Origin of the sequence: Acidovorax sp. sic0104 (assembly GCF_019219095.1) — a bacterium.
Lineage (GTDB): Bacteria > Pseudomonadota > Gammaproteobacteria > Burkholderiales > Burkholderiaceae_C > Acidovorax.
This window is the reverse complement of record NZ_JAHUWH010000020.1, coordinates 33,874-47,356: the sequence shown is the minus strand read 5'-3', so window position 1 is coordinate 47,356 and position 13,483 is coordinate 33,874. Positions and strand designations below refer to the sequence as shown.

10 protein-coding genes and 1 pseudogene are annotated in these 13,483 nt (G+C 67.3%); 9 read left to right on the top strand and 2 right to left on the bottom strand.

From position 1 onward, the window contains the following. Window positions 1–316: 316 nt before the first annotated feature. The 7 genes and pseudogenes from KW835_RS23330 to KW835_RS23300 all read left to right on the top strand — a co-directional run. A pseudogene (locus tag KW835_RS23330) lies at window positions 317–1,537 on the top strand (NAD(P)/FAD-dependent oxidoreductase); the annotation flags it as partial. A gap of 58 nt (window positions 1,538–1,595) precedes the next feature. After that, window positions 1,596–2,447 carry a type IV pili methyl-accepting chemotaxis transducer N-terminal domain-containing protein gene (locus KW835_RS23325; protein WP_255593861.1) on the top strand — a complete coding sequence of 284 codons (852 nt, stop codon included), beginning with the start codon at window positions 1,596–1,598 and terminating at the stop codon, window positions 2,445–2,447. A 63-nt stretch (window positions 2,448–2,510) separates the two neighbouring features. Continuing rightward, window positions 2,511–5,348, top strand: a complete 2,838-nt coding sequence (locus tag KW835_RS23320; RefSeq protein WP_218386831.1) for a nitrate reductase — start codon at window positions 2,511–2,513, stop codon at window positions 5,346–5,348. Between the two features lie 173 nt (window positions 5,349–5,521). Continuing rightward, a complete protein-coding gene (ybiB, locus tag KW835_RS23315; protein ID WP_218386830.1) occupies window positions 5,522–6,445 on the top strand; it encodes a DNA-binding protein YbiB in 924 nt (307 codons plus the stop codon). Continuing rightward, on the top strand, window positions 6,442–7,266 hold the full coding sequence (cobA, locus tag KW835_RS23310) for a uroporphyrinogen-III C-methyltransferase (protein WP_218386829.1): 825 nt from the start codon (window positions 6,442–6,444) through the stop codon (window positions 7,264–7,266). Before ybiB ends, cobA begins: the two co-directional genes overlap by 4 nt. 122 nt (window positions 7,267–7,388) lie before the next feature. After that, window positions 7,389–8,099 (top strand): type IV pili methyl-accepting chemotaxis transducer N-terminal domain-containing protein, encoded by a 711-nt coding sequence (locus KW835_RS23305; RefSeq protein WP_218386828.1) that lies wholly within the window; start codon window positions 7,389–7,391, stop codon window positions 8,097–8,099. Between the two features lie 159 nt (window positions 8,100–8,258). Beyond that, a complete protein-coding gene (locus KW835_RS23300) occupies window positions 8,259–9,707 on the top strand; it encodes a cellulase family glycosylhydrolase (RefSeq protein WP_218386827.1) in 1,449 nt (482 codons plus the stop codon). 99 nt (window positions 9,708–9,806) lie between these two features. On the opposite strand, the gene KW835_RS23295 is transcribed toward KW835_RS23300, so the two are convergent. After that, window positions 9,807–10,295, bottom strand: coding sequence for an acyl-CoA thioesterase (locus tag KW835_RS23295; protein WP_218386826.1), 489 nt, complete (start codon window positions 10,293–10,295; stop codon window positions 9,807–9,809). A gap of 177 nt (window positions 10,296–10,472) precedes the next feature. On the opposite strand from KW835_RS23295, the gene KW835_RS23290 reads away from it, so the two are divergent. Then, complete coding sequence (locus KW835_RS23290) at window positions 10,473–11,606, top strand: sterol desaturase family protein (protein WP_218386825.1); 1,134 nt, start codon at window positions 10,473–10,475, stop codon at window positions 11,604–11,606. 24 nt (window positions 11,607–11,630) lie between these two features. On the opposite strand, the gene KW835_RS23285 is transcribed toward KW835_RS23290, so the two are convergent. Beyond that, entirely contained in the window at window positions 11,631–12,113 is a 483-nt protein-coding gene (locus KW835_RS23285) for a DUF4124 domain-containing protein (protein ID WP_218386823.1), read from the bottom strand. Between the two features lie 101 nt (window positions 12,114–12,214). Between KW835_RS23285 and KW835_RS23280 the strand changes: the two genes are divergently transcribed. Beyond that, a complete protein-coding gene (locus tag KW835_RS23280) occupies window positions 12,215–13,462 on the top strand; it encodes an NAD(P)/FAD-dependent oxidoreductase (RefSeq protein ID WP_218386821.1) in 1,248 nt (415 codons plus the stop codon). The last annotated feature ends 21 nt before the right edge of the window (window positions 13,463–13,483 follow it).

Below are 13,483 nucleotides of genomic sequence, written 5' to 3'. Positions count from 1 at the left end.
TGCCCAAGGTGGTGCATGCCGCGCCAGGCAAGGGCATGGACCACGTGCATCCGCGCAAGGCCGGAGCAGGCCCGCACCACCGTCCGCCTGCGCCGCTACGCGCCGCCCCACATCAGTGCGCACCGATTGGCACAGGCATTGCTTTACACCACCAACGACCCTTCGGGGTCTCGCGACTCCACCTTGCAATGGCGCACGGCGGAATTGCCCGGACAAAGGCGTCCCCACGTGCCGTTTCGAACTGGATCGAAGCAGCATCGTGTGGACGCCTTTCCTGTTTTTCGCGCGGCCCCGCGAAGGCGCTGAAGGAATCATGATGAAAAAGCTCAAGCTGGTGATGGTAGGTAACGGCATGGCCGGCGTGCGCACTCTGGAAGAGCTTCTCAAGATTGCCCCCGATCTGTACGACATCACGGTGTTCGGCGCCGAGCCGCACCCCAACTACAACCGCATCATGCTGTCGCCGGTGCTGGCGGGCGAGCAGACCATCGACGAGATCATCCTCAACGACTGGACCTGGTACACCGACAACCACATCACGCTGCACGCCGGCTTCACGGTGAACGACGTGGACCGCGTGCGCCGCGTGGTGAGCGCCGCCAACGCAGCGGGCGAGGTCATCACCGCCGAGTACGACCGCCTGATCCTGGCCACCGGCTCCAACCCGTTCATCCTGCCCGTGCCCGGCAAGGGCCTGGCCGGCGTGCTCGCCTACCGCGACATCGCCGACACGCAGGCCATGATCGACGCCGCCGCCACCTACAGGCACGCCGTGGTCATCGGCGGGGGACTGCTGGGCCTGGAGGCCGCCAACGGCCTCATGAAGCGCGGCATGGCGGTGAGCGTGGTGCACGTCGGCAAGACGCTCATGGAGCGCCAGCTCGACGACGTGGCCGGCCGCATGCTGCAGCAGACGCTGCAGGAGCGCGGCATGAATTTCCTGCTCAATGCCCAGACCCAGGAGCTGGTGGCCGGCCCCGATGGCCGCGTCTGCGCCGTGAAATTCAAGGACGGCAGCGAGGTGCCCGCTGACCTGGTGGTGATGACCGTGGGCGTGCGCCCCAACACCGCCCTGGCCGAGAAGATGCGCCTGCACGTGAACCGCGGCATCGTGGTGAGCGACACGCTACAGACCGTGACCGACGCGCGCATCTACGCCGTCGGCGAGTGCGCGGCGCACCGGGGCGTCGCCTACGGCCTGGTGGCTCCGCTGTTCGAGCAGGGCAAGGTGCTGGCCAACCACCTGGCAGAGATGGGCATCGACCGCTATCAGGGCTCGCTCACTTCCACCAAGCTCAAGGTGACCGGCATCGACCTGTTCTCGGCCGGCGACTTCCTGGGCGATGAGAACACCGAAGAGATCGTGATGAGCGACCCGGCCACCGGCATGTACAAGAAGCTCGTGATCAAGGACGACAAGCTCGTGGGGGCCTGCCTGTACGGCGACACGGTGGACGGCCACTGGTACTTCGAGCTGCTGCGCGAAGGCCGCACCGTCGAGGAAATCCGCGACCAGCTGATGTTCGGCCCGTCGAACACGGACTGAACGACCTCCCCTCTTTGACCTTCTTGCGCAACGCTCCTCCAAGGCCACCATGATGAAGACCGCCGCCGCCCTCCCGACCGCAAACCTGCACCGCAGAACCCTGTTGATTGCCGCAGGCAGCGGCGCCGTGGCCAGCGTCCTGGCCTGGGCGCCCCGGCCAGCGCATGCGCAGGTCGCCAGCCTCAACGACGCCATCAACAAGGCCGGCCGCCAGCGCATGCTCAGCCAGCGCATGGGCAAGGCCTGGCTGGCCCTGGCGCACAGGGTTCAGGAAAACGCCGCACGCCAGGTGCTGGAGCAGTCCATCGGGCTGTTCGAGCGCCAGCTCGCAGAGCTCAAGGCCTACGCGCCCACACCAACCATCCGCGACACCTACGGCCAGCTAGAAACCGCCTGGGCCTCGCACAAGTCCACACTGGTGGGTGGCACGCCCGCCCTGTCCGGCGCGGCGGCGATGCTGCAGGCCGATGCCAAGGTACTCGGCCTGGCGCACCTGGGCACGGTGCAGTACGAAGCCGCCTCGGGCAAGGCCGTGGGCCATCTGGTCAACCTGGCCGGCCGCCAGCGCATGCTCAGCCAGCGCATGGCCAAGTTCTACCTGGCCGCCCTGCTGCCCGTGGACGCCGCAGCATCGGCCGCCGAGATCGCCAAGGCGCGGACCGAATTCGTCGCGGCGAACGAGGTGCTGCGCAAGGCGCCGGAGGCCAACGACCGCATCCGCCAGGAGCTGCAACTGGCCGATGGGCAGTGGGTGTTCTTCGATGCGGCCCTGCAGCGCATGCAGACCGGCAATGCCACGGGCAACACGGCGCGGCTGGTGTCGGATGTGTTCGTGGCCAGCGAGAACCTGCTGTCCAGCATGGACAAGGTGACGGGCCTCTATGCAGCGCTTGGCGGCTGAATTGCAGACATCGGCATCACAGCCATCGCCCACCGCCCCACTCCACAGCAACAAAACCACGGTATGACAGAGACCCGATCCACCTGCCCCTACTGCGGCGTAGGCTGCGGCGTGATCATCGAGAGCGACGGCCCGCAGATCACCGGCGTGCGCGGCGACTCGCTGCACCCAGCCAACTTCGGCCGCCTGTGCACCAAGGGCTCGACCCTGCACCTCACGGCGACCAGCCCCGTCACCCTGCAGACGCGCCTGCTGCAACCTCAGCAGCGCTTGCAACGCACCGATGCCCCCCAGCCCCTGCCGTGGGACGCAGCCCTGGGTCTGGCCGCCGGGAGGTTCGCCGACATCATCCAGCAGCACGGCCCCGACGCCGTGGGCTTCTACGTCAGCGGCCAGTTGCTCACCGAGGACTACTACGTTTTCAACAAGCTGGCCAAGGGCCTGATCGGCACCAACAACATCGATACCAACTCGCGCCTGTGCATGAGCAGCGCAGTGGCGGGCTACAAGCAGACCCTGGGCGCCGATGCGCCGCCTGCCTGCTACGACGACGTGAAACACGCGCAGTGCCTCTTCATTGTGGGCAGCAACGCGGCCTGGGCACACCCCATCCTGTTTCGCCGCATCGAAGACGCACGCGCCGCCAACCCGGGCATGAAGGTGATCGTGGCCGACCCGCGCCGCACCGACACTGCCGGCATGGCCGATCTGTTCCTGCCCATTCAGCCTGGCAGTGACGTGATGCTGTTCAATGGCATGCTGCACCTGATGCTGCGAGAAGGCTGGACCGACCCGGCCTACATCGCGGCGCACACCACGGGCTTTGACGAACTGCAGGCCCGGGTGCGCGATGCCACGCCCGAGCGCGTGGCCGAGGTGTGCGGCATCCCGGGGGGCGACCTGGCCACCGCCGCACGGTGGTTCGCCACCTCGGCATCGACCCTGAGCCTTTACTGCCAGGGCCTGAACCAGAGCAGCAGCGGCACCGCCAAGAACGCCACCCTCATCAACCTGCACCTGGCCACCGCGCAGATCGGCAAGCCCGGCGCCGGCCCCTTCAGCCTGACTGGCCAGCCCAACGCCATGGGCGGGCGCGAGGTGGGTGGCCTGGCCAATTTGCTCAGCGCGCATCGCGACCTGGCCAACCCCCAGCACCGCGCCGAAGTGGCAGCCCTGTGGGGCGTGTCCGACGTGCCCGCCAAGCCCGGCAAGACCGCCGTGGAGATGTTCCAGGCCGCCGCCGATGGCGAGATCAAGGCGCTGTGGATCGCCTGCACCAACCCCGCGCAGAGCATGCCCGACCAGGCCACCGTGCGCCGCGCCCTGCAGCGCGCCGAGTTCGTGGTGGTGCAGGAAGCCTTCGCCACCGCCGCCACCTGCGCCTACGCCGACCTGCTGTTGCCCGCCACCACCTGGGGTGAGAAGACCGGCACCGTAACCAACAGCGAGCGCCGCATATCGCGCGTGCGCACCGCCGTGCCCGCACCCGGCGAGGCAAGGCACGACTGGGCGATTGCCGTGCAGTTCGCGCAGCAACTCGAAGCGCTACTGCGCCCCGGCGCAGCCACCCTCTTCCCCTACACCACCGACCACGCCGATGCAGGCGCCGAAGCGGTCTGGAAAGAGCACCGCGAGAGCACGCGCGGACGCGACCTGGACATCACGGGCCTGTCGTGGAGCCTGCTCGAAACCGGCGGGCCCCAGCAGTGGCCGCTGCCTGAAGGCACCACCGCTGGCAAGGCCCGCCTCTATGAAGACGGCATATTCCCCACCGCCGACGGCCGGGCGCGCTTTGCCGCCCATGCGTGGCAGCCGGTGGCCGAGCCGCGCGAGTCGCGCTACCCCTTCAGCCTGACCACCGGCCGCCTGCGCGACCAGTGGCACGGCATGACGCGCACCGGCACCCTGGGGCGCCTGTTCGGCCATGTGGCCGAGCCCAGCGTGCAGCTGAACCCGCAGGACATGGAAGAACGCGCCCTGAAGAACGGCGATCTGGTCTACGTGACGAGCAAGCGCGGCACCATCGTCGTGCCCGTGCAGGGCGACACCACCGTGGGCGTGTCGCAGGCCTTCATGGCCATGCATTGGGGCAGCGAGTTTCTAAGCGGCTGCTCGTCCACCGGCGAGCGGCTGGCGGGCGTGAATGCACTGACCACCTCGGCCTACTGCCCCACCTCCAAGCAGCCGGAGCTCAAGCACGCGGCCGTCAAGATCCTCAAGGCTGAGCTGCCCTGGACGTTGCTGGCCATGGCCTGGCTGCCGGCCGACACGGCACAGGCCACGCGCGAAGCGCTGTCGGCATTGATGGCGCAGTTTCCGTTTGCCAGCTGCGTTCCCTTCAGCAACAACACGCCATTGAGTGAACCCGGCCGCGAGCGCGTGGGCGTGCTGCTGCGCGCCGCAGCGCACGAAGCCCCGCCCGACGCCACCATCGAGCACATCGAGTCGCTGATGGGCCTGGCAGGCGCCGACACGCAGCGCTACGCCGACAAAAAGCGCGGCCAGCGCCGCGCGGCGCGTCTGCTGCGCCGGCCCGACGCCACCACGCTCGAAGGCATCGTGCTGGCGGGCGACACCAGCGCGCAAGGCTGGCTCAAGACCCTGCTGCAGGAAGAGCTCCCCGCCCAAAGCTACGGCCGCCTGCTGCTGATCCCCGGCGCCAAGGCCCCCGTGGCGGTGCAGTCGCGCGGCAAGACGGTCTGCACCTGCTTCAACGTGGCCGACATCGCCATCACCACAGAGCTGGCACACTGCCACGGCACCGACGCCGACCGCCTGGCCCAGCTGCAAGGCAAGCTGCGCTGCGGCACCAACTGCGGCTCCTGCCTGCCCGAACTCAAGCGCATGGTGCGCGCCACCGGCCCCCTGGCCCCGAAACCTGTGGCACAGGCCACCATATAACCAAAAGTTGTCTGGGTTGCGTGAAAATGGCACCCCAGCCCCACTTCGAACACCCACAAGGACGTGTGCAACAGGGCTCCAGCTAGGCATTTTCGGCGCAGACAGTACGCCTGTACGGCAAGCCGAAATAACGACGCTGGAGCCCTGTTTCACAAGTCCCGCCAACTACTACCATGGGCATAAGCCAGTACATCAAGGAAATTGGGCGCGGCGCGCGCGGCGCCAAGCCGCTTACGCGCGAGCAGGCCACCGACCTGTTCGGCCAGGTGCTGGACGGCCACGCGAGCGACCTGGAGATCGGCGCCTTCTGCCTGGCCATGCGCATCAAAGGCGAGACGGCTGAGGAGATGTGCGGTTTTCTCGACGCCACACACCAGCGCCTGGCCCTGCTGCCCGCCACGGACCGCCCGCTCATCGTGCTGCCCAGCTACAACGGCGCTCGCAAGCTGCCCGTGCTCACCCCCCTGCTGGCCCTGCTGCTGGCACGCAAAGGCCTGCCCGTGCTGCTGCACGGCATGCGCACCGAGGCTCGCCGCATTCTGGCATCGGATGTGCTTCTTGCCCTTGATATAACAGCGCTGGAAGCTCCTGAAAAGATAGCAAACGGAACCGTGCGCCACATCCACACACAGCACCTGCATGCAGGCCTGGCGCGCCTGCTGGCCGTGCGCGAGGTGGTGGGCCTGCGCAATCCGGGGCACAGCGTGGTCAAGCTGATGAACCCGTGCGCCGGGCCGTCGGTGGTGGTCACGGCCTACACGCACCCCGAGTACTTCGAGATGCTGCAGGCCACCTTCCGCACGCTGGGCATCACGGCCCTGCTATCGCGCGGTCTCGAAGGCGAGGTCGCCACCGACCCTAGGCGCACACCGCGCTACGACGGCTTCATCCACGGCACGCACACAGTGCTGGAGGCCCAGCAGCCTGGTACCGCCAGCGAGGTGCCCGGCCTGCCCGCCGAGATCGACGTGGCCACCACCGCCACCTACACGCGCCGCGTGCTGGCCGGCGAGTTGCCCATCCCGCCCGCCATCGAGAGGCAGGTGGAACATATCTTGCGTCTTGCGGATCAAACAGCCCCGGAGACATCGCCATGAGCCGCCCCACAGTCCCCACCACCCCGTCCACCCCTGCGCAGCACCTGGGCACGGGCGGCCGCTGCACCCTGGTGGGCGCCGGGCCGGGCGATCCGGAGCTGCTGACCATCAAGGCGCTGAAGGCCATCCAGGCAGCGACCGTGCTGCTGGTGGATGACCTGGTGAGCGACGCCATCGTGGCGCACGCTTCACCCATGGCGCGGATCGTCTACGTGGGCAAGCGCGGCGGCTGCAAGAGCACGCCGCAGGCCTTCATCGAAAAGCTGATGCTCATGGCCGTGAACGAGGGTGAGAATGTGGTGCGCCTCAAAGGGGGCGATCCCTTCATCTTCGGTCGGGGCGGCGAAGAGGTGGAACACCTGCGCGCGGCAGGCGTGCAGGTGGATGTGGTCAACGGCATTACCTCCGGTCTGGCAGGGCTGACATCGCTGGGCGTGCCCCTGACCCACCGCGAGCATGCGCACGGCGTCGTGTTCGTCACGGGGCACGCAAAGCCCGGAGACGCAGGCACCGACTGGCGCCAGCTGGCAGCCACCGCCCGCGACGCCAGGCTCACGCTGGTGATCTACATGGGCGTGAGCGGCGCCGCCACCATAGAGCAGGAACTGCTCACCGGGCTGCCCGCCCACACGCCGGTCGCCATCATCCAGCACGCCACCTTGCCACACCAGAAACACGCGGTCACCACGCTGGATGCATTGCACGCCACCATCACCCGCGATGGACTGGCCAGCCCGTCAGTCATCGTGGTGGGCGACGTGGTACGTGGCGTGGCGCTGGCATCGCAAGAAACGCCGCTCACGGCCCGCAAAGCGGGATAACCGGGCTGCACCTGCACCGCAGGGTGCGCAGGGGCCCCACGCCGGGCAAGAATCACGGCGCGCCAACTGGCCCAGCTATTGCTTTCTGAATGTATCTGAATGCAATGAGCACAAGGACCCACATGGCAGCCTATCCAGTCCCCTCGCACACCGGCATGCCGCCTTCGGCAGCCAGCGCATCCAAGCTCCCCGGCACGGCCTCCCGCGACACCGACATGTCGCTCGTCAATCTGGCCGCGCGCCAGCGCATGCTGTCACAGCGCATGGTGCTGCAAACCGTGCTGGCCGCGGGTGGTAGCGAACTGCACCTGAAGGCGGCACGCTCCACCCTGGCCCTGTTCACCGAAAGCCAGGCACGGCTGGTCGATACGCCGCGCCACCTTGGTGCCGCCGACGCGGAGCGCATCCGCAAGATCTACGGACCGGCCGGCGTGGGAGCCACCATCGACGCCTTTGCCCAGCAAGTCGGCACGGTGCTGGAGCTGACTGAACGCGGCAGCCCCCGCGTCGAGCACGCGCTGGCCCGGCTGGTGGAAAACACCGACGCCGCCCTGGAAGCACTGAACACCGCCACCACGGTGTTCGACCAGGTGGGCAAGGCCAAGTCCGAAACACTGATGAAGGAGCTGGCAGGCATCGTCGCCTCCATCCAGACCGTGGCCCGCGAGGCCAAGGTGGTGAGCTTCAACGCCCAGGTGATGGCCGCGCGCGCGGGGCAGCACGGCCGGGAATTCGCCGTCGTGGCGAACGTGCTGTCGGGTATCACCCACGAAATCGACGGACTGTCGCTGCAAGCGGTGTCGCTGGCGGGACGCAGCCGCAGCGCGGCCTGAAAACCGGCAGGACAGGGTCTTACAATTGGTGCCCATTGGAAACCATCGGCGCAGCGGCACGGGCCACACTCCGGCAGGGCCCGCAGGCACACGGCGTATTGCCGCGCCTGCGCCAAGCCCGCTCCAGACAACACACCACCTTTGGGAGAGCGTCAAGCCATGAAGATCACCACCCTGTGCAAGAGCCTGGCCCTGGCCGGCTGCCTGCTGGCCAGCGCCGGCTCCGCCTGGAGCTATGAAATCAATGCCGGCAAGGTGCTGGACGACACGGGCAAGGCGATACAGTTGCGGGGGGTCAACTGGTTCGGTTTCGAAACCAACAACCATGTGGTGCACGGCCTGTGGGCCCGCAACTGGAGCGACATGATCACGCAGATGCAGGCCCAGGGCTTCAACGCCGTGCGCCTGCCCTTCTGCCCCGCCACGCTGCATGGCTCGGCCCCGCCCAACAGCATCGACTATGGTCGCAATGCCGACCTGGCGGGCCTGTCGGCCCTGCAGGTGATGGACAAGATCGTCAGCGAGCTGAGCAACCGCGGCATGTACGTGCTGCTGGACCACCACACGCCCGACTGCCAGACCATCAGCGAACTCTGGTACACGCCGGCCTACAGCGAGCAGCAGTGGATCAGCGACCTGACCTTCGTCGCCCAGCGCTATGTGGGCGTTCCCGGCGTCATCGGCCTGGACATCAAGAACGAGCCGCACGGCAGTGCCACCTGGGGCACTGGCAACAACGCCACCGACTGGAACCGCGCGGCCGAACGCGCCGCAGCGGCCGTGCTGGCGGTTGCGCCCAAGTGGCTCATCGCCGTGGAAGGCATCGGCGAGAACCCCAGCTGCTCGGGCGGCAATGCGCATTTCTGGGGCGGCAACCTGGAGCCCCTGGCCTGCACGCCGCTCAACATCCCGGCCAAGCAACTGCTGCTGGCGCCGCACACCTACGGGCCGGACGTGTACGTGCAGCCCTACTTCAATGCGTCCAACTTCCCGAGCAACATGCCGGCGATCTGGGAGCAGCACTTCGGCCAGTTCGTCCAGGCCGGCTACGCCGTGCTCCTGGGTGAGTTCGGCGGCAAGTTCGGCCGGGGTGATGCGCGCGACGTGCAATGGCAGAACGCACTGGTGGACTACATGGTCGGCAAGGGCATGCGCAGCGGCTTCTACTGGTCGTGGAACCCCAACAGCGGCGACACCGGCGGCATCCTGGACGACGACTGGAATACCGTGCGCACCGACAAGGTCCAGCTGCTCCAGCGGCTGTGGGGCGACGGCACCACCACACCAACCCCGACGCCGACCCCCACACCCACACCGACACCAACCCCTACTCCGACCCCAACGCCCACGCCTGCGGCCAATTTCTCGGTGCAGCAGCTCATGGACAGCGACTGGGGCGCCGGCTACTGCCAGCGGGTCAAGGTCACCAACACCGGCACGTCTGCGGGCAACTGGGCCATCACTCTGGCGGTGAGCGGAACGGTCAACAACCTGTGGAACGCCACCTGGTCCCAGTCCGGCGGCAACCTGAATGCATCCGGGGTGAACTGGAACCAGACGCTCTCGCCAGGGGCGGTTGCGGAGTTCGGTTTCTGCGCCGCACGCTGACCTGACCCAAGCCGCCCCCGCGCTGGGGCGGCCTTCACGCGCGGGCACGACACCCGGCTCCGCCTCGCGCCCCATGGGCGCGAGGCGGATGCGGCGGCGTCAGGCCTTGGCCGCCTCGCGTACCTGCTGGAACCGCTCGGCCAGTTCCTTGCGCAGCGCCTTGCGCAGCAAGGCAGCCTCCCAACGCCGGCCTTCGTCCGGGGTGGAGGGCGACAGTGGCGGCACCTTCACCGGCTTGCGCGATTCGTCCACCGCCACCATGGTGAAGAAGCAGCTGTTCACATGCCGCACCACCTGGGTGCGTATGTCTTCGGCCACCACCTTGATGCCGATCTCCATCGACGAAGAACCCGTGTAGTTGACGCTGGCCAGAAAGGTCACCAGCTCACCCACATGGATGGGCTGCAGGAACATCACCTGGTCCACGCTCAGCGTGACCACGTAGCAGGCCGAATAACGGCTGGCGCACGAATACGCCACCTGGTCCAGCAGCTTCAAGATGGCCCCACCGTGCACATTGCCCGAGAAATTGGCCATGTCCGGGGACATCAGCACGGTCATGCTGAGTTGGTGCGAAGGGATGTTCATGCTGCAATTTTAGGGTGGGGTGCGTCGCGCCCCCGCAACGCCGCGGGCCGCTAAACTCGCGCAGCACAACCCATGCCACGCGCAAGCGGCCCGTCGCCACAGACCGCCAGCACCGCCAGGCCGGCCGCGATGCGGCCCTACCGATACCAGGCACACGATGCCGGAGGGAACAGCAACATGCTCGAAATCGACAAGCTCAATGAATTCACCGAAAGCCACGGCGCGCTGCGGCGCGGGCGCGGCCTCGTATCGGGGGTGATCGCGCTCACCCTGGCCATCCTGTGCTTCCTGGGTGTGCTGGCCTTCCACTTCCCCGAGTACCTGACCACGCCCCAGTTGCGCAAGAGCTACGACGTGACGGTCATCCGCTACATCATGTTGGCAGCCATGGCCGTTGCAGGCGGCATCTCGCTGGTCAACATCCTGTTCAACCGCTCGCGCTGGCTGTCCACCTTCGCATTCGCAATCGTTGCACTGGCCGCCATCCTGGGCGGCCACAAGGTGGAGGTGGACCCCAACTTCCCTGACAACACGCCCTACATCGGCCTGGACTGGTTCATCCTCGATCTGCTGGGCAGCTCGCTGATCTTCATCTTCATCGAGAAGCTGTTCGCGCTGCGCAAGGACCAGCCCATCTTCCGCGAGGAATGGCAGACCGACTTCCACCACTTCATCGTGAACCACATGGTGGTGGGCTTCGTGCTGCTGGCCACCAACCTGCTGGTGCACAAGTTCTTCGGCTGGGCTGCCAGCGACGGCGTGCGCGGCTGGGTGCAAGGCCTGAACTTCTGGGTGGCACTGTTCCTCATCATCCTGGTGGCCGACCTGGTGCAGTACTGGACGCACCGCGCCTACCACGAGGTGCCCCTGCTGTGGCGCCTGCACGCCGTGCACCACAGCGTCAAAAGCATGGACTGGATGGCCGGCTCGCGCCAGCACATCCTGGAGCTGTTGATCACGCGCACACTGGTGCTCGCGCCCATCTACGTGCTGGGCTTTTCCAAGGAAGTGATCGACGCGTACATCGTCGTCGTGGGCTTCCAGGCCGTGTTCAACCATGCCAACGTGAGCGTGCGCCTGGGGCCGCTGCGCTACGTGCTGGTCACGCCCAACTTCCACCACTGGCACCACAGCCAGGACCAGGAGGCGCTGGACAAGAACTATTCGGCCCACTTCGCCTTCCTGGACTACCTGTTCGGCACCGCCGTCAAGAGCGACAAGCTCTGGCCCGAAAAGTACGGCGTGCTGGGCGACTATGTACCCAACGGGTTCGTGAAGCAGTTCAAGTTTCCGTTCACCTGGAAGGGCTGAGTCCCGCCGCCGCCAAGCCCGTGCTCAGAGGGTGCTGAGCTCCTTCTCGAGCGCCCTCAGCTGTTCGCGCAGCTCTTCGGTGCGCGCGTCGCACGCGGCCTTGTCCTTGCCTGCGGCGGCAACGCGCTCCTGGGCAAACTGGTTGCCTGCCGCAATGGATTTGCGCAGCGGGCCCGCCGTGGCCACCGCCTCTGCCGGTTGCGCCGCGCACTCGCGCTGATTGCGCTCCACCGCCGCACGCGCCTGCGGCACGCCCTGGTTCTGCAGGAAATGCTTGCGCTGCCACGAAGGGCCGAAGGTGCCCTCCTGCGGCTTGGATGCGCTCGGCGGAACGGGTGTTGCACCCTCCATCGCCGGGCGCACCTCGATCTTCTCGCCAGACCCCCCTGCACACGGAGCGTCCTGGAACGAAACCTTGCCATCGGCACCCGTGCACTTGTTGATGGCCCAGGCCGGGGCCAGGAAGCCCAGCGCCAGGGCGCAGGCAGCGTAGCGGATTGGATGCATGGGTCAGTCCTCGGAAGGTGGATGGCACGGGCGGGAGTCAATGCTACCGCGCCGCGCGAATTGAGGGGATGCCCAGCGACGCCCTACAATCCGCCGCTCCCATGACCACCCCTTTCTTTGACGCCGTCATCATCGGCGCCGGCGCCGCCGGCCTTTTCTGCGCCGGCCAGGCGGGCCAGCGGGGCCTGAAGGTCCTGCTCATCGACCATGCCGACAAGGTGGCCGAGAAGATCCGCATCTCGGGCGGCGGGCGGTGCAACTTCACCAACCGCGACCTGGACCCTTCCGCGCCGCACAAGCACTTCGTTGGCCAGAACCCGCAGTTCTGCCGCTCGGCGCTGTCGCGCTACACGCCTGCCGACTTCATTGCGCTGGTGCAAAAGCACGGCATCCCGTTCCACGAGAAGCACAAGGGCCAGCTTTTTGCCGACCGCTCGGCCGAAGACATCATCGCGATGCTGCTGGCCGAATGTGCGGCAGGCGGCGTGACGCACTGGCAGCCGTGCGGCGTCAAAAAAGTAGTCTATTTGCCTTCTGACGCCGATCCACAAAGCGCCGGCAGCTATCAAATTGATACCGACCGAGGCCCGGTGCAGGCGCGCTCGGTCGTGATCGCCACGGGCGGGCTGTCCATCCCCAAGATCGGCGCCACGGACTTCGGCTACCGGCTGGCGCAGCAGTTCAAACTGCCCCTCGTCGATCGCCGCCCGGGCCTGGTGCCGCTCACATTCGACGGCGACGGTTGGGCGCCTTACGCACAGCTGGCGGGGCTGGCGTTGCCGGTGGACATCAGCACCGGTGCCAAGAAGGAGCGCATGGCTTTCCACGAAGACCTGCTGTTCACGCACCGGGGCCTGTCGGGGCCGGCGGTGCTGCAGATCTCCAGCTACTGGCGCGAGGGCACGCCACTGGCCGTCAACCTGGCACCCACCGTGGACCTGCCCGCAGCGCTGGCCCTCGCCAAGTCCCGCTCGCGCAAGCTGATCGCCAACGAGTTGGCCACCCTGGTCCCCGGCCGCCTGGCCGACGCCTGGGCACAGCGCGAAGCCGACTGGCAGCGCCCCGTGAACGAGGCATCGGACAAGGCCCTGGCCCGGCTGGCGGAACAGCTGGCGCGCTGGGAGCTGACGCCCACGGGCACCGAGGGCTACAAGAAGGCCGAAGTGACCCTGGGCGGCGTGGACACCAAGGCGCTGTCGCAGCAGACCATGGAGTGCAAGGCGCAGCCGGGGCTGTACTTCATCGGCGAGGTGGTGGACGTGACCGGCTGGCTGGGTGGCTACAACTTCCAGTGGGCCTGGGCCAGCGGGCATGCGTGCGCGCAAGCGTTGAAGGCGACACCCCCCTGAGGCCTTGCGGGCCTTCGCCCG

Bases quoted from the DNA above. Each gene is read 5' to 3' on its own strand.
- KW835_RS23325 (WP_255593861.1), top strand. From the start codon at position 1,596: ATGATGAAGACCGCCGCCGCCCTCCCGACCGCAAACCTGCACCGCAGA.
- KW835_RS23320 (WP_218386831.1), top strand. From the start codon at position 2,511: ATGACAGAGACCCGATCCACCTGCCCCTACTGCGGCGTAGGCTGCGGC.
- ybiB (WP_218386830.1), top strand. From the start codon at position 5,522: ATGGGCATAAGCCAGTACATCAAGGAAATTGGGCGCGGCGCGCGCGGC.
- cobA (WP_218386829.1), top strand. From the start codon at position 6,442: ATGAGCCGCCCCACAGTCCCCACCACCCCGTCCACCCCTGCGCAGCAC.
- KW835_RS23305 (WP_218386828.1), top strand. From the start codon at position 7,389: ATGGCAGCCTATCCAGTCCCCTCGCACACCGGCATGCCGCCTTCGGCA.
- KW835_RS23300 (WP_218386827.1), top strand. From the start codon at position 8,259: ATGAAGATCACCACCCTGTGCAAGAGCCTGGCCCTGGCCGGCTGCCTG.
- KW835_RS23295 (WP_218386826.1), bottom strand. From the start codon at position 10,295: ATGAACATCCCTTCGCACCAACTCAGCATGACCGTGCTGATGTCCCCG.
- KW835_RS23290 (WP_218386825.1), top strand. From the start codon at position 10,473: ATGCTCGAAATCGACAAGCTCAATGAATTCACCGAAAGCCACGGCGCG.
- KW835_RS23285 (WP_218386823.1), bottom strand. From the start codon at position 12,113: ATGCATCCAATCCGCTACGCTGCCTGCGCCCTGGCGCTGGGCTTCCTG.
- KW835_RS23280 (WP_218386821.1), top strand. From the start codon at position 12,215: ATGACCACCCCTTTCTTTGACGCCGTCATCATCGGCGCCGGCGCCGCC.